At 27.6% G+C, this 20747-nt stretch carries 25 protein-coding genes; 6 read left to right on the top strand and 19 right to left on the bottom strand.

Features of this window, described 5'->3' with window-relative positions; genetic code table 11:
• Positions 1-26: 26 nt before the first annotated feature.
• Together GSH19_RS05955 and GSH19_RS05950 are read right to left on the bottom strand one after the other, a co-directional pair.
• Complete coding sequence (locus tag GSH19_RS05955; protein ID WP_237027183.1) at positions 27-404, bottom strand: ComF family protein; 378 nt, start codon at positions 402-404, stop codon at positions 27-29.
• A 295-nt stretch (positions 405-699) separates the two neighbouring features.
• Positions 700-2028: a helicase-related protein gene (locus tag GSH19_RS05950; RefSeq protein ID WP_237027182.1), complete on the bottom strand. Its 1329-nt coding sequence runs from the start codon at positions 2026-2028 to the stop codon at positions 700-702.
• Positions 2029-2074: 46 nt separating this feature from the next.
• Between GSH19_RS05950 and GSH19_RS05945 the strand changes: the two genes are divergently transcribed.
• A complete protein-coding gene (locus GSH19_RS05945) occupies positions 2075-2713 on the top strand; it encodes a YigZ family protein (protein WP_237027181.1) in 639 nt (212 codons plus the stop codon).
• Positions 2714-2738: 25 nt separating this feature from the next.
• Here the strand turns inward: GSH19_RS05945 and GSH19_RS05940 are convergent, their stop codons facing one another.
• Positions 2739-3833, bottom strand: a complete 1095-nt coding sequence (locus GSH19_RS05940; RefSeq protein WP_237027338.1) for an MraY family glycosyltransferase — start codon at positions 3831-3833, stop codon at positions 2739-2741.
• A gap of 155 nt (positions 3834-3988) precedes the next feature.
• Between GSH19_RS05940 and GSH19_RS05935 the strand changes: the two genes are divergently transcribed.
• Genes GSH19_RS05935 through lrgB form a run of 4 tightly spaced genes read left to right on the top strand, consistent with a single transcriptional unit; the run spans position 3989 to position 6301 of the window.
• Positions 3989-4396, top strand: a complete 408-nt coding sequence (locus GSH19_RS05935; RefSeq protein WP_370636172.1) for a CidA/LrgA family protein — start codon at positions 3989-3991, stop codon at positions 4394-4396.
• A gap of 11 nt (positions 4397-4407) precedes the next feature.
• Positions 4408-5130: an LrgB family protein gene (locus GSH19_RS05930; RefSeq protein ID WP_237027336.1), complete on the top strand. Its 723-nt coding sequence runs from the start codon at positions 4408-4410 to the stop codon at positions 5128-5130.
• A 25-nt stretch (positions 5131-5155) separates the two neighbouring features.
• Positions 5156-5542, top strand: coding sequence for a CidA/LrgA family protein (locus tag GSH19_RS05925; RefSeq protein ID WP_237027180.1), 387 nt, complete (start codon positions 5156-5158; stop codon positions 5540-5542).
• Positions 5543-5560: 18 nt separating this feature from the next.
• Positions 5561-6301: an antiholin-like protein LrgB gene (gene lrgB / locus GSH19_RS05920; RefSeq protein WP_237027179.1), complete on the top strand. Its 741-nt coding sequence runs from the start codon at positions 5561-5563 to the stop codon at positions 6299-6301.
• A 45-nt stretch (positions 6302-6346) separates the two neighbouring features.
• On the opposite strand, the gene GSH19_RS05915 is transcribed toward lrgB, so the two are convergent.
• The 4 genes from GSH19_RS05915 to GSH19_RS05900 all read right to left on the bottom strand — a co-directional run bounded on the left by GSH19_RS05915 (position 6347) and on the right by GSH19_RS05900 (position 10958).
• Positions 6347-8185: an APC family permease gene (locus GSH19_RS05915; RefSeq protein WP_237027178.1), complete on the bottom strand. Its 1839-nt coding sequence runs from the start codon at positions 8183-8185 to the stop codon at positions 6347-6349.
• 132 nt (positions 8186-8317) lie between these two features.
• Positions 8318-9916: a chaperonin GroEL gene (gene groL, locus GSH19_RS05910; RefSeq protein WP_237027177.1), complete on the bottom strand. Its 1599-nt coding sequence runs from the start codon at positions 9914-9916 to the stop codon at positions 8318-8320.
• 22 nt (positions 9917-9938) lie between these two features.
• Positions 9939-10196, bottom strand: coding sequence for a hypothetical protein (locus GSH19_RS05905; protein ID WP_237027176.1), 258 nt, complete (start codon positions 10194-10196; stop codon positions 9939-9941).
• Positions 10197-10301: 105 nt separating this feature from the next.
• A complete protein-coding gene (locus GSH19_RS05900; protein WP_237027175.1) occupies positions 10302-10958 on the bottom strand; it encodes a redox-sensing transcriptional repressor Rex in 657 nt (218 codons plus the stop codon).
• A gap of 137 nt (positions 10959-11095) precedes the next feature.
• On the opposite strand from GSH19_RS05900, the gene GSH19_RS05895 reads away from it, so the two are divergent.
• A complete protein-coding gene (locus tag GSH19_RS05895) occupies positions 11096-13033 on the top strand; it encodes an ABC-F family ATP-binding cassette domain-containing protein (RefSeq protein ID WP_237027174.1) in 1938 nt (645 codons plus the stop codon).
• Between the two features lie 22 nt (positions 13034-13055).
• On the opposite strand, the gene tsaD is transcribed toward GSH19_RS05895, so the two are convergent.
• The 12 genes from tsaD to GSH19_RS05835 form a co-directional block, all read right to left on the bottom strand.
• Positions 13056-14087: a tRNA (adenosine(37)-N6)-threonylcarbamoyltransferase complex transferase subunit TsaD gene (gene tsaD / locus GSH19_RS05890; RefSeq protein WP_237027335.1), complete on the bottom strand. Its 1032-nt coding sequence runs from the start codon at positions 14085-14087 to the stop codon at positions 13056-13058.
• A gap of 16 nt (positions 14088-14103) precedes the next feature.
• The gene (locus GSH19_RS05885; protein WP_237027173.1) at positions 14104-14697 is read right to left on the bottom strand and encodes an N-acetyltransferase; all 594 of its coding nucleotides are present in this window, start codon (positions 14695-14697) and stop codon (positions 14104-14106) included.
• Complete coding sequence (gene tsaB, locus GSH19_RS05880) at positions 14681-15406, bottom strand: tRNA (adenosine(37)-N6)-threonylcarbamoyltransferase complex dimerization subunit type 1 TsaB (RefSeq protein ID WP_237027172.1); 726 nt, start codon at positions 15404-15406, stop codon at positions 14681-14683. Before tsaB ends, GSH19_RS05885 begins: the two co-directional genes overlap by 17 nt.
• 22 nt (positions 15407-15428) lie before the next feature.
• Positions 15429-16187, bottom strand: coding sequence for an acyl-[acyl-carrier-protein] thioesterase (locus GSH19_RS05875; RefSeq protein ID WP_237027171.1), 759 nt, complete (start codon positions 16185-16187; stop codon positions 15429-15431).
• Positions 16188-16204: 17 nt separating this feature from the next.
• The gene (rsmI, locus tag GSH19_RS05870; protein ID WP_237027170.1) at positions 16205-17074 is read right to left on the bottom strand and encodes a 16S rRNA (cytidine(1402)-2'-O)-methyltransferase; all 870 of its coding nucleotides are present in this window, start codon (positions 17072-17074) and stop codon (positions 16205-16207) included.
• A gap of 14 nt (positions 17075-17088) precedes the next feature.
• Positions 17089-17412, bottom strand: a complete 324-nt coding sequence (locus GSH19_RS05865) for a DNA replication initiation control protein YabA (RefSeq protein WP_255700265.1) — start codon at positions 17410-17412, stop codon at positions 17089-17091.
• Positions 17413-17429: 17 nt separating this feature from the next.
• Positions 17430-18467, bottom strand: a complete 1038-nt coding sequence (gene holB, locus GSH19_RS05860) for a DNA polymerase III subunit delta' (RefSeq protein WP_237027169.1) — start codon at positions 18465-18467, stop codon at positions 17430-17432.
• A 1-nt stretch (position 18468) separates the two neighbouring features.
• Positions 18469-18795, bottom strand: coding sequence for a cyclic-di-AMP receptor (locus GSH19_RS05855; protein WP_237027168.1), 327 nt, complete (start codon positions 18793-18795; stop codon positions 18469-18471).
• A gap of 12 nt (positions 18796-18807) precedes the next feature.
• Entirely contained in the window at positions 18808-19452 is a 645-nt protein-coding gene (gene tmk, locus GSH19_RS05850) for a dTMP kinase (protein WP_237027333.1), read from the bottom strand.
• 98 nt (positions 19453-19550) lie between these two features.
• Complete coding sequence (locus GSH19_RS05845; RefSeq protein ID WP_237027167.1) at positions 19551-19793, bottom strand: YaaL family protein; 243 nt, start codon at positions 19791-19793, stop codon at positions 19551-19553.
• Positions 19794-19801: 8 nt separating this feature from the next.
• Positions 19802-20401: a recombination mediator RecR gene (gene recR, locus GSH19_RS05840; protein ID WP_237027166.1), complete on the bottom strand. Its 600-nt coding sequence runs from the start codon at positions 20399-20401 to the stop codon at positions 19802-19804.
• An 11-nt stretch (positions 20402-20412) separates the two neighbouring features.
• Positions 20413-20730 carry a YbaB/EbfC family nucleoid-associated protein gene (locus tag GSH19_RS05835; RefSeq protein ID WP_237027165.1) on the bottom strand — a complete coding sequence of 106 codons (318 nt, stop codon included), beginning with the start codon at positions 20728-20730 and terminating at the stop codon, positions 20413-20415.
• Between the last annotated feature and the right edge of the window lie 17 nt (positions 20731-20747).

Genomic DNA, 20747 nt, shown 5'->3' with positions numbered 1-20747 from the left:
AACACTAAAAAACTTTATCAAAAACATTATCTAGCTAGTGTTAAGCTCCTTACTTTTTTGACTCCATTATGCAACAACAAATTTGTTGCATGTCTTAATGTAACTCCTGTTGTATAAATATCATCAATTAAAATAACTTCTTTACCTTCAACCAATTTAATTTGATCACTTATTATTGAAAATGGTTGTTTTGTTTGTAATCGTTCTTTTCGATTCTTCTTGGATTGATTTTTTTTATTATTTAATGCTTTTAAGCATTCACAATACTCAATATTTTCTATTAAACCTATTACTTGATTAAATCCTCTACTTTCCATTGCCTTTTCACTAACCGGAATCGGAACTAATATTTCTGATTTATTATTTAAATAATTTACTAAATCATTTTGAAAAACTTTTCTCAATTTAAAATCTCCATTAAATTTATACTTTTGAAAAAAATCTTGCATTTTTTCGTTATACTCATAAATTGAATAATTCTCTAATTTGAAATTATATAAAGTACTCCATCTTTTGCATTCCAAACAAATCTTTGATTCAAAATCACCTTTTTTACAACAATTTTTACACTTATTTCCAGTAATTTTTATAAAGTCATTTCGACATAATTTACATATATAAATGTTTTGATAAGCTTTAAAACTAAAGATGAAATTAATATTTAAAATTTCATTTATTATACTATTACAAATTAAGCATTCATTTATCATCTAGCAATTGCTTACCTTTCTTATTCATTTCAATAATTTTTTTCTTTGCATCAATCATATTATAATTGTAAAAATTAGCAAAAAGATCAACATTTCCATATGGTCTAATTTCTTTTCTACCGACTCTTCCTGCAATTTGGATAATTGATGAACAATTAAAAACACGATTTTCAGCACCTAAAATTATTACATCTATTCCTGGGAAAGTTACTCCTCTTTCTAAAATTGTTGTTGTAATTAAAAATAAAATCTTCTTATTTCTCATTTTTTTTACTTTTTCAATTCGATTTGGATCTGCAGAAAAAACTGAATCAAAATTATCTTTAATTTCATTAAAAAATAAAGCTTTTTCAACCATTTTTATCATTTTTATTTCAGGTACAAATAATAAAAATGGAATTTTATTATCAATATTGTACTTGATTTTCTTTAATAGTAATTTAGGTAATTTATTTTTTAAAAGTTTTTGATACCAATTCATTGATATATGAATTTTTAATTCTGGTAGTAAATTTCGATGAAATCTTAATGGCAAGTAATCAATTTTCATATTTTTATTTTTTGATAGTAAATATTTATTTGGTGTAGCTGTTAAATAAACTAACCCACCAAAATATTTTTTAGCTTTGATAACTGCTTTTTCTAATAATAAATTTTTCATAAATGGAAAGGAATCAACTTCATCAATAATTAAAATATCAAAAGCATCTTTAAAACGGATTAACTGATGAGTTGTACAAATCACTATTTGAGTATAGTGATAATTTTCATCAATTTTTCCGTGTAATAATTGAATTGTAGTATGTAAAAATGCTTCACTAATTCGAGGAAATAATTCAATGCATACATCAACCCTAGGAGAACAAATACAAATTCTGAAACCTCTTTTAAGACCCCATTCAATTCCGGAAAATAGAATTTCAGTTTTACCTGCACCTGTTACTGCGCATAATAAATACGTTTTTTTCAACTCTAAACTTCTAACTAATTCTTTAGAACATTTTTCTTGTAGCTTAGTTAATTTACCTTCCCAAGTTAATGGATTATTTTGCTTTTTAAATGATATTGCTTTTTTACTAACTAATATATCATCTAATTTTATTGCTCCTAAATTAACGCAATAATAACAATAATAATTATTTTCACTTAATCGAGCGAGTTCTTTTTCACAATTCATATTGCATCGGTTACAATATACTGTGTCTTTGTTTAACATCATTCCAGGTATTCGAGTCAAATCATCTTTACTAAGTAATTTATTATTTAATTCAGACTGTTTTATAATTCTTCCATATAAATCAAATTCATTATCAATCATAGAATCACCACCTTATAAACATACGTAAATTGAAAGGAGCCATTAATTGATTAATGAAAATTTAACTATTAAATCAAACGGAACAAATAAAATCATCATAAAAAAATCAATTTTTATTGCCAGTTTAGCAAGAGTTCAAAATGAAAATGAAGCCAAAAATTTTATTAATGAAATTAACCGAGAACATAATAAAGCAACTCATAATTGCTATGCCTATATGATTGGTGATGATGATCATATTCAAAGAGCTAGTGATAACGGAGAACCATCTGGAACTGCTGGAGTACCTATTCTTGAAGCAATTAAAAAAAATAATCTTCATAATGTAGTAATTGTTGTAACCCGATACTTTGGCGGAATTAAATTGGGCGCTGGTGGATTGATTAGAGCTTATAGTAATTCTGCATCTGAAGGAATTAAAAAAATTGGTATCGTTAATAAAGTTTTACAAAAAAAACTAAAATTATCTGTTAGTTATCCCAATTACAATAAATTAGAATATTATTTATCCCAAAATAATATTTTGTTATTAGAAACTAATTATAGCAATCAAGTTGACATCATGGTTTCAATTGACAATGCAAAAGTTGAACATTTTAAACAATCAGTTATAGACCTTTTAAATAATCAAATTACAATTAATGAACAAGGAAATCAATTTATTGAAGTTGATTTTACAAAATAAAAAAGCTTACGCTATGTAAGCTTTTTTATTTATTTGAAGAACTAGTATTATTTTTAACAATTTTCTTAATCCAATTTAAAAGTGGTTGTCGATTACTACCGACTAACCCAATTGCTTCAACAAATAATTCTAGTCCAATTAAAGTAGCGACAGTTAATAAAATTGTCCCCCATAAACTTGATAATGGATATAACAATGCAATAAATGAAAAAATTAACGCTATTCCATATATCACTAAAACTGTTTGTCGATGAGTTAACCCAATTTGCATCAATCTATGGTGTAAATGATGTTTATCTGCATGCGAAATTGGTTGCTTATTTAATTTTCTTCTTAAAATTGCATAAACTGTATCAGTAATTGGAACTCCTAAAATAATTACTGGAATAATTACAGAAATAAATGTTGCATTTTTTAAACCATTTAATGAAAAAACTGCAATCATAAATCCAATAAATAATGATCCAGTGTCACCCAAATATATTCTTGCAGGAAAGAAATTATAAGGTAAAAATCCTAAACAAGAAGCAACAAGTGCAAAAATCATAATTGAAACATAAATATTCCCGACATTTAAAAAGAACATCCCTGTAATTCCCATTGTTGTTAATGCAATAATTGATACTCCTGTAGCTAAACCATCTAAGCCATCAATTAAATTAATTGCATTAGTAATAGCTGCAATCCATAACCAAGTAACCGGTAAGCTCAACAATCCTAATTGAAAATCACCAAGAAATGGAATTGTTACTGTCGTCATTTTTATTCCAGCCACAAAATAAATCCAAAATGCTGCAAGTGTAATACCAGCCATTTTTTGCCATGGCTTAAGTGACCAAATATCATCACATACACCAACAATAATGATTATTAATCCAGCTCCAAAAAAACCAGGCATTTTATCCATTGGCATTTGATTTCTTAACAAGATTAATATTGAAATTGAAAAAGAAATAAAAATAGATAAACCACCAAGGGTTGGCATCGATTTTTTATTAACTCTTCTTTTATTAGGTTCATCTTCTGCACCAACTTTAAATGCTAATTTTCTAATAAAAGGTGTTAAAACAGCAGATATTAGCATAGTTGCAAAAAGACTTACAATTATTTCTAGTTTTATTAACATCTTAATTCCTCACAATATTTTATGTATTCTAATTATACAAATCGTATTAATTAAACACAAGATTATAGGTCAATCATTCTAGCAAATTGTTAAAAGTTTAACTATTTATCTGTTATAATTACAATAATATTTAAATTTTGAAGGGATAGATTACAATTAATAAAAAAACTGGCATAATAAATCAATTACTTATATTTGCAACAATTTTATTCATTTCCGACCTCATAGCTAATCTTTTACCTGACGGATTTCCACTTTCTGGGCCTGTAATTGGTATCATAATTTTATATTTATTATTAACTATGAAAATCATCAAACTACATCAAGTAGAAACATTAGCAAGTTTTTTCATTAAAATTTTACCTTTCTTGATTATACCTTCTGGAATTGAATTAATTACATCAATCGATGTACTACATAAATATGGATTTAAATTAATTATTATGATTTTTTTATCTACAATTTTAATGGTTTTATCGGTTTCTGTTACAACTGCACTTTTAATTTTTATTCAAAAGAAAATTAAAAAAATTTTCAAAAAAGGAGATAATTTATGAAAGAGGAATTAATTAATCTATTAAAAGATCCATTATTTGGAATATGTTTAACCTTAATTGCATATTTAATTGGAATGTGGATTTATAAAAAAAGTAGTAATTTCTTTATTTTACAACCTGTATTAATTGCAATTGTGATTGGTATCCTAGTGTTATCATTAATCTCCATGTATACAAGCCATCATGTTGAATGGGTCTATAAAAGCCTATATAAGCCAGGTGGAGATATGATTTTTTGGTTTTTACTTCCTGCTACTTTGTCTTTTGCTGTCCCACTTTATAAAAGAAATGATATTATAAAAAAATATTGGTGGGAAATATTATTATCACTTTTTATTGGAATGATTATTTCATTATTTGGTATGTATTATATAGGTAAAATGCTTGGCATTGATGATACTGGAATTGCTTCAATTTTACCTCATGCAGCTACTTTAGCAGTTGCAATTCCTAATGCTGAAGCAATTAATGGAAATCCTTCAATTACTGCAGTTGCATGTATTTTAAATGGAATTATCGTTTATGCAATTGGTACTCAATTATTAAAATTATTCAAATTAAAAAATCCTGTTGGTGTTGGTCTTGGCTTAGGAACTTCTGGTACAATGGGATCCGCCAAAGCAGCAGAAATTGGATCAATTGAATTAGCAACGTCTTCAATCTCAATTGTTATTATTTCAATTCTAATTGATTTCTTAATTCCATTTTTTGCTAAATTAATGAATTTAGGTTAAAAAATTTAAAGGGAGTCACTTTATTATGAAAAAAGAAACACCAATTATCATTCAATTAAGTATTTTTGTATCTATTTTATTTGTTTCTAATATTATCTCTAGTTTTTTCCCTAGTTCATTTCCCGTCCCAACACCAGTAATCGGTCTTATTCTTTTATATTTATTATTAACTACAAAAATTATAAAAGTTGAACAAGTAGAAAAAGTCGGCGATTTTTTTATTGGTATTTTGGCATTCTTATTTATTCCTTCTGGAATTCAACTCGCCCCTTCTCTAGATGTATTGAGTCATGATGGAGTAAAAATTATTGGTATGACAATTTTTTCAACAATTATATTACTTGTAGTTATTACAACAACCGCATCAATTATTATTCGTCTAAAACAAAAAATTAGTTCAAATAATAAATAAAAGAAAGGTCTTAAAATAATGAGTAAAGATATAATGATTACTTTAGAAAATCCATTCTTTGGAATTTTTCTTTCTCTTCTAGTTTATGCCATTGGTGTTTTTCTCTTTAAGAAAACAAATGGCTTCTTCTTATTTCAACCGCTTTTTCTTGGGATGGTTTTAGGTATCTTTGTACTATGGCTAATTTCAAAAATGATTAATCAAAATATTGGATGGGTTTATACAAACTTATATAAACCTGGTGGAGACATAATTTTCTGGTTCTTATATCCTGCAACAATTGCATTTGCAATTCCACTATATAAAAGAAATGATATTGTTAAAAAATATTGGTTTGAAATTATTTCATCATTAGTTATTGGTACATTAATTTCACTATTCATTATTTACTTCACTGGTAAATTAATCAATTTGAATAATACAGGAATTGCTTCAATGCTACCACAAGCAGCAACTACTGCTGTAGCAATGCCAATTGCTGAAGGAATTAAAGGAGTACCAGCGATAACTGCAATGGCATGTATTATAAATGCAGTTATCATTTATGCATTAGGTGATAAACTAATTAAATTCTTTATATTAAAAAATCCAGTTGGTTTAGGACTTGGTCTTGGAACTGCTGGTCATACAATCGGTTCTGCAAAAGCCGTATCAATTGGTTCAATTGAAGGATCAATGGCATCAATTGCTGTTGTTATCATTTCAATTGTTGTTGATTTAGTAGTTCCACTCTTTGCTAAAATTATGCATATAAGTTAATACAAACCTAATAAAAAAGCTTACCTCGATTGGGGTAAGCTTTTTTTAATCTTTCAAATGGTAATTAAATGTTGAAACGATTATATTTTCTCTTGAATTTAAAACAGCTCTTAATTTTAAAGCTGTATGATTATGCAACACTTGTTGCCATGGATGTTTTGGTACAAATTGAGGTACTAAAACAGTTGTTGAATTATTATCTTTATCATCTTTATTAGCAATTACATCACAGAATCTCAAAACTGGATTAGTTATTGAACGATAAGAAGTATGAATATCGACAAATCTAATTTCTGGATAAGCTGCTTTAAACTTATCCGATAATTTCTTTTTCTTAGCATCTTCATTTTCATTAAATGAAACATGCATTGCAATTACATAATCTCCGATTGAGCTTGCGTATGCCATTGCTTCTTTAGTAACTTGTGTAATATCACTAACTAAAACAATCACAGTAGATCCTGAATAAGGTTTAATTTCTTTTACAGATTCTCTAGAAACTCTTAACTGTTCTGCTACTCTCTTATAATGATCATTAATTTTATAAAATAGTAATAAAAGTAATGGCATTATAATCAAATATGGCCAAACATTTTTAAAATGTAAAATAAATAAAAAGATTACTAAAGTAGCAGAAATAACTGTTCCAATAAAATTAATGAATGCTTTTCCAAGCCAGAAACCATCTCTTTCACGGAACCAATGTTTAATCATACCTGATTGCGATAAAGTAAACGGAATAAATACTCCCATTGCATATAAAGGAATCAATAAATTAGTTTCACCATTAAAAATTAAAATTAATATAATTGCTCCTAAAGCTAATGAAATTATTCCATTAGAATATCCTAAGCGATCTCCCTTATCCAAATATGCATGAGGAAGGTATTTATCTTTAGCCATATTGAAAGCTAAAACTGGAAAAGCTGAAAATCCTGTATTTGCAGCAACTACTAAAATCAAAGCAGTTGCAGTTTGAAGAAGATAATATAAAATACTATTTCCAAATACGGCCTGACCAATTTGAGATAATACAGTTTCTTTACTATTTGGTACAATTCCAAAATAATAACTTAAGAAAGTTATTCCAGCAAAGAAAATACCTAAAATAATTGACATAATAACTAATGTATTAGCAGCATTTTTTCGCTTTGGTTTATTAAAATTAGGAACTGCATTACTAATTGCTTCAACTCCAGTTAATGAAGAAGATCCTGAAGAAAAGGCTTTGAAAAATAGTAATAATGTCATTCCACTTACATTTGATCCAAAGTTTGCATAGCCATGAAACTCAACATTTCCAGTAATTATGTTATAACCACCAACAACAATCATCGCTATGATTGTAATAATGAATAAATAAACTGGAACAATTAAAAATGATGCAGATTCTCTCATTCCACGTAAATTTAATAACATAATAAATATTACAATAAAAATTGAGATAGCAACTGAATACTTATGTAAAGATGGAATTGTTGAAGTAATTGCTTCTGTACCAGCAGTAGTTGAAACTGCAACGGTTAACATATAATCAACTAATAGCGATCCACCAGCAACTAATCCAGCTGATTCTCCCCAATTAGTTTTGGATACTATGTAAGATCCACCACCTGAAGGATACGCATAAATAATTTGACGATACGATAGCGTTATTGCTGCTAATAAAATTAAAACTAACAAAGCAACCCATAACTGATACATTAATGCTGCCGCAGAAAGGGTTATTAATACTGCAGTTATCTGTTCTGTCCCATAAGCAACTGAAGACAAAGCATCAGACGACAACAATGCAATTCCCTTAAATTTAGAAATTGATTGTCCACTTTCATCATTTGATTTAAGTGGTTTACCAATTAAAAATCTTTTTAGATAACGCCACATAACTGTTACTCCTTTTTAATACATTTAATTAACTAATTAATGCATTTATTGAACAACGTGTATTTTACTACAATTACAATCATAATTCATCTACAAAGTAAAAAAAGATTTACTAATTATAGTAAATCTTTTTTACATCATTGGATTATTCGATTGAATATCTTTACTTTTTTCAGTGACTACTGCTTCAGTAGTTAACAATAATGCTGAAACAGAAGCTGCATTTTGTAATGCTGAACGGCTAACTTTAGTTGGATCAACAATTCCTGATGCAATCATATCCTCATACTCACCAGTTCTGGCGTTAAAGCCAATTCCATTTTCTTTATTTTTTAAATTTTCAATTACAATTGAACCATCAACTCCTGCATTTTTTGCAATTTGTCTAACTGGTTCTTCTAGAGCTCTTAAAACTATTTTAACTCCAGTTAATTCATCATCTTCAACATCAATATCTCTGATAGCTTTTAAAATATTGAGATATGATGTTCCACCACCTGGAACAAATCCTTCTTGAACTGCTGCTCTAGTAGCATTTAAAGCATCTTCAATTCGATATTTTTTTTCTTTTAATTCAGTTTCAGTAGCTGCTCCAACTTTAATTACAGCAACTCCACCAGCTAATTTAGCTAATCGATCTTTTAATTTATCTTGATCAAATTTTGAGCCAGTATCATTAATTTGTTTTTTTAATTCATTAACTCTTTCTAAGATATCATTACGGTTTCCTTTTCCTTGCACAATCGTAGTAGAATCTTTAGTTACGTTTACTCGATTAGCCTGACCTAATTGTGCTAATTTAATATCTTTCAAGTTCAAACCTAAATCATCAGTTATTAAAGTTGCTCCAGTTAATATAGCCAAATCTTTCAATTGATCTTTTCGACGATCTCCAAAACCAGGAGCTTTAACAGTAACCACATTAAAATTACCACGCATTTTATTTAAAACAATTGTTGGTAAAGTCTCTCCAGAAATATCATCAGAAATTAATAATAATGATCTTCCCTGTTTAACAACCTCTTGCAAAATAGGTAAAATTTCTTGAATACTATTTATTTTCTTATCTGTTAATAAAATATATGGATTATCTAGATTTGCTTCCATTTTTTCTTTATCAGTTACCATATACTGTGACATATAACCACGATCAAAAGACATTCCTTCAACTACTTCTAAATTAGTTTCAACGCCTCTTGATTCTTCAATAGTAATTACTCCGTCATTTCCAACTTTTTCCATTGCATCAGCAATTAATTGACCAACTTTTTCATTTGCAGATGAAATTGAAGCAATTTGAGTAATATCATCTTTACTAGATACTCCATGGGACATTTCGTGTAATTCATGAACAGCTGCATCAGTAGCTAATTCTATTCCTCTTCTAATCCCCACGGGATTAGCTCCTGCACTAACATTTTTTAATCCTTCTTTTACAATGGCTTGAGCTAAAACTGTTGCAGTTGTAGTTCCATCTCCTGCAATATCATTTGTTTTAGCAGCTACTTCAGCAACCAATTTAGCACCCATATTTTCAAAATGATTTTCTAATTCAATCGCTTTTGCAATAGTAACTCCATCATTTGTAATTTCTGGATTTCCGGCTGTTTTTTCCAAAACAACATTTCTTCCTTTAGGGCCCATTGTTGTTTTAACAGTATCGGCTAATTTATTAACTCCTTTTAACATTGATCTTCTAGCATCTTCTGAAAATTTTATTTCTTTAGCCATAAAAAACACCTCACTCATATATTTATTTAATAATTGCTAAAACATCTCTCAAATCAACGATTAAGACACTCTTTCCACCATCATTAAATTTCATACCACTATTTTTATTAATTAATACTTCTTCATCTTTTTTAATTTCATTAATTTCATCACTTACAGATAAAACTACAGCATTTTGTGAGCTTTCATCTGAATCATTGGGAATAATAATCCCACCAATTGATTGTTCAGTTTTATTTTTTAACTCAACAACAATACGATTTCCAATCGGTTTCAACATAATTAAATTCACCTCTATATTTTTAGCAATTCATTTATTGTACTGCTAATTTACTAATTCAATATATAATTTATTAATTAATTTTTCAAGTTAAAAAAAGACGATTTAAAAGAAATCGTCTTTTTCATCTTTTTGATCATAATGATCAATAAAATAAGTTAATGTTTGTAACTCATTAGTCAAATCTACATTGTGTACTCTAATTTTTTTAGGTGTTGATAATCTGATGGGGGTAAAATTCAAAATACCTTTAACACCTGTTTCTGCAACTTCGTCAGTTACCTTTTGAGCAACTTTAGCAGGAGTGGTCAAAATAACTACTTCAATCTGTTGTTCATTTAATTGTTGGACCATTTGATCCATTGGATAAATTGGAACTCCACCTTGAACAGTATTTACATTATCAGCATTAGTATCAAATGCTGCTGAAATTCTAATATTACTATCCATATGAAAATTAAAATTTAACAACGCATGTCCTAAATTACCAGCACCAATTAATGCAACATTGGTTAATTGATCTTGGTTTAAAATCTTTTTAAAAAAATCTAATAAACTTTGAACATCATATCCATATCCTCTTTTACCAAGTGCTCCAAAATAAGAAAAATCTCTTCTAATTGTAGCAGAATCAACTTGAATTGCATCTGACAATTCATTAGATGATACTCTATTTTTTCCACCATCGTGTAAAATATTTAAGTAGCGATAATAAATGGGCAATCTTTTTGCGGTCGCTCTTGGAATTTTTGTTTCTGCCATCTCTTTACTCCCCTATTTTAAAAAAATTCACAAAGACTTACGATATTTATCATATCATAAACTTTATACTTGTGAAATAAATTATATTACCTATCTGATTATGTTAATATTACTATATATAGAATGGAGGAATCATCATGAACATATTACAGGTATCAAATTTAACCAAAAGATTTGATGGGATAGATTTATTTTCCAATGTAAATTTATCAATTTCCTCCGATGATAAAGTCGGATTAGTTGGTAAAAACGGTGCTGGTAAATCAACTTTAATAAAAATGATTTTAGGTAAAGAAACAATTGATGAAGGTCATATATCTCAAAAGAAAGACATAAAAATTGGATATTTAGAACAAAATACTGGTTTAAATTCCAATAAAACAATTATTGAAGAAATGAGAACTGTGTTTTCAGAATTAATCAGTATTGAAAAGAAACTTCATGAAATTGAAAAAAGATTAAGTACTGATCAAGTTATTAATAATCCATCACTTCTTGATGAATTAACTCAAACTTATGACAATATTCAAAATGATTTTGAAGCTAAAGGTGGATACACTTATGACTCTGAAATTAAAAGTGTTTTATTTGGTTTTGGCTTTTATGAAGATATTTTTAACAAAAAAATATCAGAATTATCTGGTGGTCAACAAACACAACTGGCACTAGCTAAATTATTGTTACAAAAGCCTGATCTTTTAATTCTTGATGAACCAACAAATCATATCGATGTAGAAACAACTGCTTGGTTAGAGCAATATCTTCAAGGGTATAATGGATCTCTATTAATAATTTCACATGATCGTTATTTTATGGATAAAATAACTAATAAAATTTATGATTTAAACAATGGAAGTATAAAGGCATATACCGGTAATTATACTGAATTTATTAAAACAAAAGAACATGATCAAATCATTGAGTTAAAGCATTATGAAAAACAACAAAAAGAAGCTAAACAATTACAAGATTTTGTTGATAAAAATATAGTTCGTGCTTCAACTACTAAAAGAGCACAATCTAAACGAAAACAATTAGAAAAAATGGATTCGTTACAAAAACCTGATATTTATGATAAAAAAGCTAAATTTAATTTTTCATTTGATCGAAGTAGCGGAAATATTGTATTAGATTTAGATAAATTAAAATTTGGTTATCCAAATAAAACTTTTTTACCAACAGTTAATTTGAATCTCAAAAAAGGTGATTCCATCGGGATTGTAGGACCTAATGGTATTGGTAAATCTACATTAATAAAAACAATTATTGGAAGAATCCCAAAACTATCTGGAACAATCCGTTTCGGAACTGGCGTTACAGTCGGGTACTATGATCAACATCAAAGTGATTTGCATAATAATAAAACTGTATTAAATGAACTTTGGGATGATTATCCGACTGTTGATGAAAAAGACATTAGATCTATTCTTGGTAGTTTTTTATTTTCTGGAACCGATGTTTTAAAAACTGTTAGTATGTTATCTGGTGGAGAAAAAGCAAGACTTCTATTAACTAAATTATCTATGGAAAAGGATAATTTCTTGATTTTAGATGAACCAACAAACCATTTAGATATTGATAGTATCGAAGTTTTAGAAAAGGCTTTGCTTAACTTTCAAGGAACTATTTTATTCATATCTCATGATAGATACTTTTTAAATAAAATATCTAATAATATTTTAGAAATGAATTCTAATCAAGCTAACTTATATCTTGGAAATTATGACTATTATACTGAAAAAAAAGAAGAAGAACGTATTCTAAAAGAATACGAAGAATCACAAAAGGACCAAAATAATACTAAAAAAGAAACAAACGAAAATAAAACTTCATATCAATTAAGTAAGGAAAAGCAAAAAGAGCAAAGAAAAATTATTCGTAAAATAAATCAAATTGAAGAAGAATTAATTGAAATTGATAAAAATAATAAAACAATTCAAAATCAAATGACTTTGAATGAGAATATTACAAATTATGATAAATTAAATGATTTACAAAACTCTATTAATATTAATAATGAAAAAAAAGAAAATCTAGAAAATATGTGGACAGAACTATCTTTAAAATTAGAATAAATAAAAAAGACTGATTTAATAATCAGTCTTTTTTATATTCGAATTCTAGTCCAGGGTTAGCATTTAAACTATTATCAGCAAACACTCCCAATTGATAAAGTGGATATGCAGCTGCACCAATCATAGCAGCATTATCACCACATAATTTTAACGGAGCTTTTTCAAAAATAATATTTTTGTAATTATTATTAAATAATTTATCAAATTCATTTCTAAGTTGAGAATTTGCAGCAACCCCGCCAGCTAAAATAAATTCATTAACATCTAAATCATCAATTGCCTTCTTTGTTTTATGTACTAATACATCAACAACTGCATCTTGAAAACTAGCTGATAAATCATTTTTACTAAGTACCTGATTGATTTGTTCTGCATGATGAACTGTATTAATGAATGAACTTTTTAATCCACTAAAACTAAAATCAAAATTATCATCATCATTCATAGCCCTTGGAAAATTAAAAGTATCTTTTCCTTCAAATGCCAATTCATCGACTTTTTTTCCTGCTGGATATTGAAGTCCTAAAACTCTTCCAATTTTATCATAAGCTTCACCAGCAGCGTCATCACGAGTTTCACCAATTATCTCAAATACACCTTTTTTAGGCATATGAACTAATTCAGTATGTCCACCTGATACAACTAATGCTAGAGCTGGAAATACGATTTCCTGATTAAAAGCAGAAGCATATATATGCCCCATAATATGGTTTACAGGAATTAAAGGTAAATCATGAGCCCACGCTACCATTTTGGCTGCTGTTAATCCAACAAGTAATGATCCAACTAAACCAGGACCATAAGTGACAGCTACAGCATCTAAATCATCATAACTAACATTAGCTTCTTGCATTGCATCATCAATGCAAATATTAATTTCTTCAATATGATGTCTACTTGCTACTTCAGGTACAACTCCACCAAATCTTTGATGACTTTTTATTTGTGTTGCAACAATATTTGATAGAATTTCATTTCCATTTTTAATTACTGCGACACTAGTTTCATCACAACTACTTTCAAAAGCCAAAATCAAATTATCATTTTCAGCCATAATATCATCCATTCCACTATCTTCCATAATTACTTGGAGATAGATCAATTGTATTTAAATCAAAATGCATTAAAATCGCGTTTGATTTATCTTTATAAAAATTAGGTAACATTCCAGATTGTTTAAATCCAAGGTCTCTAAAAATATGTTGTGCTTTAAAATTATCATCTTTAACTTCTGCGATTACTTCTGACATTTCCATCAAACGTGCTCGATTAACAGCATTTGTAATCAAAAAATAACCAAGTCCATGATTACGAAACTTATTTAATAATGCTAAATTATTAATATAAAAAACATTTCTTTTTCGATCAATAGAACAACTAATATAACCTATTAATTCATCTTCTTTTCTTAAAACAAAAAATAAAGAATTTCGTTGATCTTTTAACTGTCTAGTTAAGATTTTTTTTCGATTCAATTCATTTACATCAAAAGCTTCTTTTTCAACTCGAATAATATCCGGCAAATCAGTTAAATTTCCCTTTGCAAAATAAAAATCTAATCCATTGATTTCAATAATATGATTTTTAAAATCTAAAGCCTCCCTGATTTTGTCATCAGAATCATCTTTAAAATCATCATATAATTGTTTAAGCTTTCTCCACATATTTTTTATTAACCTCTTTCGGATGTGTTTTTTTCCAATCAACTTCTGCTTTTGTTAATCTTAAATAATCTGGTGTTAATTCATTTATATTTTTAACTACTTCTTTATCAGAACCATAAAATGCTAAATTTGAAGCTTGTGGTAAATTATCAATTCCATTTACAAAGTTAGCATTATCTCCAATATAATCTAAAATTTTACTCTTAAAATTGATTATATCTGTTCCAATAAAAATAATTTTTGCCTGTTTTAATTTTAATTGTTCTAACCAATCATCAATATTTATATGTTGGTCTTTAATCAAATTGATAATTTTTTTGTTTTTCTTTTCATATAAACCTGTAAATACATTATCATTTCTAACATCAAACATTGGTACTACTAAAGTATCATCACTTTGAACATTAAGTACAAGAGTTTCTAAACTAGAAACTGCAACTAGATCAATATTTAAAGTATTAGCTAATACTTTTGCAGCAGTTACTCCAATTCTAATTCCCGTATAAGAGCCTGGTCCCTTTGCAACAACAATTCGATTTAATTCATTTGGCTTTAAATTAGCTACATTCATCAAATCATCAATAATCGGTAGTAATTGCTCTGCATGTTTTTTATTAGTTGTAATTGTTTTAGTTGCTTGAATTTTATTTTCAGCAATTAAAGCAATTGATAAAGGTTTGTTTGAAGAATCAATTGCTAAAATATTCATTTAAAATCTCCCATTTTATTATTTAACGTTTCCCCCATTCAAGATCAGCTACTGAATGATTATGACCATTAATTGTAATTTCATGATGAGTTTTTAAATAAATATCATTTTCTTGTACAATTTGTGCCGAACTTAGAATATCATTTCCATATTTTACTTCGTCTTCAAATTTTATATTAACTTTAGTTGGAACATATTCTTTTAATGTTGTAAAAGGCAATACATCAACCATCCACTCAATATAGTTTGCATTATTTACGTGTCCATTCCAATCTATATCAGAAAATCGAATATGATAACTCTTTTTTAATTCATTTATATTTTCATCTTTTCGTTTAATTTTAGGTAATTTAGGAATTCTTTTAACTTCTTCACCTCGGAAAGGAAGAACAACTTCTGGTGGTATTTTTACCATTTTTCTAGTTTCCATATCCATTGTTACCCATAAACTATCAATTACAACTAAATCATTTCTATTTTCATCTTTAATCCAAAATTTTCGATCAGCAAAATACTTATTATATGAAGTTGATTCAGTTTTTAAAATAATATCTTCTTTAATTTTTGGTAAACGCTTTATCTCCATATAATATTGAACAACAACCCATGTTACTCCTATTTTTTGAACTGCTTTATTAGTCTGATTCAAAGTTTCTCCATGATTTTGTGAAGCTAAATTTATTAATTCTAAAACCATTGATAAATTTACTTCTTCATTAGAATTACATTCATAATAATTAACATGGTGTTTCTCTTCATAAGAGCTAATCTGATTATTCATTTCGTTTCATTACCTCACTAATCAATTTGATGATAGATGTTATAAACTTCTTGTCTTTTTATTTCATTTTTTTTAGCTATTTTCTTAATTGCCTCATTAGTTTTTTCACCTTTATCAATTAAAAATTGAACTTGTTTATCAATAGCTAAATCAACAAGCGGATCATCTTCATTAGATTGAGGATTACTATTCCCAGAGACAAGTAATACAAACTCTCCTCTGACTTCATTTTCCTCAAACCAATTTATCATTTCATGAATTGTTCCTCGTAAATATTCTTCATATTTTTTAGTAACTTCTCTAGCTAAAACAATTTCACGATCACCTAAAATTTCAACCATCGATTTTAAAGTTTTTTTCAAACGATGTGGAGCTTCATAAAAAATAATTGTAAACGGAAAGTCCTTTACTTCATTTAAACTATTTTTTTGTTCACTTATTTTTCGAGGTAAAAAGCCATAAAATAAATTAGGTTGTGGAGCAATTCCTGAAGCAATCAGACTACTTAATCCAGCAGTAGCACCTGGAATTGAAATAACTGAAATATTATTTTTAATACATGCTTCAACTAATTCATGACCAGGATCACTAATTGAAGGCATTCCTGCATCACTCACTTGAGCAATACTTTCACCATTTTTTAGTATATCGATTAAAGTATTAATTTTTGTTTCTTTATTATGCTCATGAAAACTAGTTTTTTTTGTTTCAATTTCAAAATGATTTAATATTTTTTGAGTATTTCTTGTATCTTCAGCAGCAATCAAATCAACTTCTTTTAGAACTTCGATTGATCTTATTGACATATCTTTTAAATTACCAATTGGGGTCGGAACTAAATAAAGTTTCCCATTTTCACTTGTTTGAAAGCTTTTTTGAATTTGCAAAATAAATCCTCATCCTATCTTTCGCCATATATAATATCTGTACAAAACATACAGCTCTCGTCATTTTGTCTTCTTTTACCATAAAATTGATTACATACATGAAACCCTTCAGTATATAATTTTTCTAAATTTTTCTTTGAAAAAGATAATTCATAATCATCATTTTTTATTTGGTTTTTTGGTAATAATTCGCGTAGATGGTCATTTTCAATCTTTAATTCAGAATTTTCTTCTAACAGTTCAGAAATAGTATCTTTAACTGTTGTTAGTCGATCATTCATTAATGAAAATTTTGATTCTAAATCATTTAATTCATCAATCAAATCTTTTTTCTTCAAGTTAAATCCCCTACATTTCAGTTATTATCCATAATTGATATTATTTTTAAATTTATCATTTCAAGTAAATTTTGAAATGAAAGATTATGTTTGATTTTTTTCATATCATTTAAAATTACACTTAAAATATCTAATACTTTTTGATCACTTAAAGTATTAGACATTTTTTTTATTTGTTCACATATATTTTGAAAAGTTAAATCATTTTCATTATATTTTTTAAAATGAACATTAAAAACATCTTGATATAACATAGAAAATAACTTAATTATAATTTCTTGTTGATCTCGACTCTTTGCCAATGGCATTATTTCAGATTGAATAATAATAAACGACTTATCTTTATTATTATTCATCAAATAAAACCAGTTTTCTAGTTTACTTTTAATTTCCATTAACCAATTATCTTCAAGCATTAAATTAGCAATTTGAACATTATTGGTTAGTTTCTTTACTAAATGAACTATTTCATTATTCACTGAATATTTTTTCAAATATTCATCTAAATCATCATAATTATTTTGATGAAATTCTACAATTTGTGTTCTTGAAAGAATTGTAGGTAAAATTAAGTTTTTATGTTCAGTCAATAATATTGAGGTTATATTTCCAGTTGGTTCTTCAATGAATTTTAAGAGACTATTAAAAGAACTATTAGTCATCTTTTCAGCTTCATTAATAATAAATATCTTTTTTGAACCTTCTAACCCACTTTTAGAAAATTCTTGTTTCAAAAAACGAACTTGATCAACCTTGATTGTCTGATTTTCTGGTGAAATCATTATTACATCTGGATGCTGATCAGAAATTATTCTGGAACAATTATCACATATGCCACATGGATAACTTTGTTGCTTATTTTCACAAAATAGTGTCATTGCAATTAATTTAGCAACGTACAATTTCCCAGAACCTGCTAATCCATCAAATAAATACGCATGTGTTAGTTGATCATTATTGATTAACTTAACAAAATGCTTAGACACTTCTGGTTGCTTTTTATAAACTTCATTAAAAAAATTATCTTTAATATCTAGTTCCTTTTTATTAATCATTTTAAAAATGATGGAATGAATCCATAGGTAATACCATAACAGTAGCACCACCAACCTGTACTTCGACAGGATATGATGTTTCACTGATACTACCAGCTAAACTTACTGGAGGTGTCATATATTGTTTTCTAGTTTGAGATGTTTCCTTAATAACATCAAGGACATTATCAACCTTTTCATCTTCTGTTCCAATTAAATAAGTGACATTTTTAGCTTTTAAAAATCCACCTTTTGTTGATAAACGAGTTGCTTGAATTTTATTTTTGATAAACTCAGATTGTAACTTTGCTGCATCCTTATCTTGAACAATTGCGACGATTAACTTCATAACTTTCTCCTCCTAATAATATTTAGTTATTATTCTATCATTTAAAATTGATAAAACATCTTTAACAACTTCATCAATCGACTTAGTTGCATCTACTTTAACAATTCTTTGACTGAATTCATTCTCAATTTTATCATAAGCATCATGTACTCTTTGATAAAATTGCATATTTTCTAAATCCAATCGATTAATTTCATCATTATCACGATATTTATTAATTCTACTTAATCCAGTTTCTACTGGAATATCAAAATAAATTGTTAAATCGGGCATTTTATTTTCAATAGCAAATTGATTCATTTTTAAAACACTATTATATCCAATTTGTCTACCTTCACCTTGATATGCAATTGAACTATCAACATATCGATCACATAAAACTAGATCACCTTTATCTAGAGCTGGCCAAACTGTTTCAATCATATGCTGTCTTCTAGCTGCAGCATATAATAATGCCTCAGTTCTTGGATCCATTTCTGTATTATCTTTTTCAAGAATTATACTTCTAATTTCTTCAGATATTCGATTCCCACCGGGTTCTCTTGTAACAGTTAAACGATCATCTAATTCATCCTTTAAGTGCTCAATTACTTTATTTAAAACCGTTGTCTTACCAGCACCATCAGTGCCTTCAAAAGTAACAAATTTACCTTGCATAGAAATCATCCCTATTAATATTTTCTTACTCAATTGTACTTTAAGTTAACTTTTATGTCTATTTAGCACAAATAAAAAAGCTCATCTTTTGATGAACTTTAATAATCATAAATAGAACTTTGTATTTGGTTACTTTTAACGTTTCTTTTTCTAGCCTGTTTATACATAAATAAATATTTTCTTTTAGCAATTAAAGTAGGAACATGAACCGATTCATTAAATTCATAAACTGCTTCTTCAGTTTGAATTGCCTGGTTCCACTTCAACTTAAAATCATCAATTATTTCTAAAATTTCTTCATCATACTGTAACTTTAATTTTTCACTTTTTTTCCCAAACATAAGCTACCTCACATTTCAGTTCGTCCTTCAACTGCTTTAAATAGTGTCATTTCATCAGCATATTCAATATCACTACCGACTGAAAGTCCATGTGCCAAACGAGTCACTTTAATTCCTGATGGCTTAATTAATTTAGAGAGATACATTGCCGTAGCTTCGCCTTCTGGGCTTGCATTAGTTGCAATAATCACTTCATTAATTGATTTATTTTCCTGAAGTCTTTTAATTAAAGAACTAATATTTATATCTTCTGGTCCTTTACCTTCAATTGGTGATAAGACTCCATGTAAAACATGATAAAGTCCATTGTAATCTTTCATTCGCTCCATAATCATAATATCTTTAGACTGTTCTAATACTAAAACTTGTGATTGATTTCTACTTTTATCTTTACAAATCTCACAAACATCGTCCTCACTCAAGTTTCCACAAATTGAACAATATCTTAAATCATCTTTAGTAGAAATCAGAGCATTGGAAAATTGTTTTACATCATCTTTTTCCATATCAACAGTATAAAAAGCTAATCTTGTCGCTGTTTTTTTACCAATTCCTGGTAATTTCATATAGCTATCAATTAATTTTAAAAGTGGTTCTGGATAAAACATAAAATCCCTTCTTACATTCCAGGAATATTCATCCCATTAGTATATTTGCCTAAAGTTTTTTCTTTTTCATCACTTAATTTTGAGAGTGCATCATTAACTGCACTAATAACTAAATCAGAAAGCATATCAGGATCATCTGGATCAATTGCTTCCGGTTTTACTTGCATATCTTTCATCTTTTGATCACCAGAAAATACAACGCTAACTAACTCTTCTGGAGCAAATCCTTTAAATTCTTTTTGATTCAATGATTCTTGTGCTTCTTGCATATCCTTTTGCATTTGTTTTGCTTGTTTCATCATTTTTCCCATGTTCATACCGTTCATCATTATTAATTATCTCCTTT

Source organism: Lactobacillus sp. S2-2, from assembly GCF_021698855.1.
GTDB lineage: Bacteria > Bacillota > Bacilli > Lactobacillales > Lactobacillaceae > Fructilactobacillus.
Note: the sequence above shows the minus strand (reverse complement) of the source record. Positions and strands in the feature narration are given on the sequence as shown.

What these genes read in the sequence shown, in the direction of transcription:
- GSH19_RS05950 (WP_237027182.1), bottom strand. Translation starts at nt 2,028, where the DNA reads ATGATTGATAATGAATTTGATTTATATGGAAGAATTATAAAACAGTCT.
- GSH19_RS05925 (WP_237027180.1), top strand. Translation starts at nt 5,156, where the DNA reads ATGAAAAAAGAAACACCAATTATCATTCAATTAAGTATTTTTGTATCT.
- lrgB (WP_237027179.1), top strand. Translation starts at nt 5,561, where the DNA reads ATGAGTAAAGATATAATGATTACTTTAGAAAATCCATTCTTTGGAATT.
- GSH19_RS05915 (WP_237027178.1), bottom strand. Translation starts at nt 8,185, where the DNA reads ATGTGGCGTTATCTAAAAAGATTTTTAATTGGTAAACCACTTAAATCA.
- groL (WP_237027177.1), bottom strand. Translation starts at nt 9,916, where the DNA reads ATGGCTAAAGAAATAAAATTTTCAGAAGATGCTAGAAGATCAATGTTA.
- GSH19_RS05905 (WP_237027176.1), bottom strand. Translation starts at nt 10,196, where the DNA reads ATGTTGAAACCGATTGGAAATCGTATTGTTGTTGAGTTAAAAAATAAA.
- GSH19_RS05900 (WP_237027175.1), bottom strand. Translation starts at nt 10,958, where the DNA reads ATGGCAGAAACAAAAATTCCAAGAGCGACCGCAAAAAGATTGCCCATT.
- GSH19_RS05895 (WP_237027174.1), top strand. Translation starts at nt 11,096, where the DNA reads ATGAACATATTACAGGTATCAAATTTAACCAAAAGATTTGATGGGATA.
- tsaD (WP_237027335.1), bottom strand. Translation starts at nt 14,087, where the DNA reads ATGGCTGAAAATGATAATTTGATTTTGGCTTTTGAAAGTAGTTGTGAT.
- GSH19_RS05885 (WP_237027173.1), bottom strand. Translation starts at nt 14,697, where the DNA reads ATGTGGAGAAAGCTTAAACAATTATATGATGATTTTAAAGATGATTCT.
- tsaB (WP_237027172.1), bottom strand. Translation starts at nt 15,406, where the DNA reads ATGAATATTTTAGCAATTGATTCTTCAAACAAACCTTTATCAATTGCT.
- GSH19_RS05875 (WP_237027171.1), bottom strand. Translation starts at nt 16,187, where the DNA reads ATGAATAATCAGATTAGCTCTTATGAAGAGAAACACCATGTTAATTAT.
- holB (WP_237027169.1), bottom strand. Translation starts at nt 18,467, where the DNA reads ATGATTAATAAAAAGGAACTAGATATTAAAGATAATTTTTTTAATGAA.
- GSH19_RS05855 (WP_237027168.1), bottom strand. Translation starts at nt 18,795, where the DNA reads ATGAAGTTAATCGTCGCAATTGTTCAAGATAAGGATGCAGCAAAGTTA.
- tmk (WP_237027333.1), bottom strand. Translation starts at nt 19,452, where the DNA reads ATGCAAGGTAAATTTGTTACTTTTGAAGGCACTGATGGTGCTGGTAAG.
- GSH19_RS05845 (WP_237027167.1), bottom strand. Translation starts at nt 19,793, where the DNA reads ATGTTTGGGAAAAAAAGTGAAAAATTAAAGTTACAGTATGATGAAGAA.
- recR (WP_237027166.1), bottom strand. Translation starts at nt 20,401, where the DNA reads ATGTTTTATCCAGAACCACTTTTAAAATTAATTGATAGCTATATGAAA.
- GSH19_RS05835 (WP_237027165.1), bottom strand. Translation starts at nt 20,730, where the DNA reads ATGATGAACGGTATGAACATGGGAAAAATGATGAAACAAGCAAAACAA.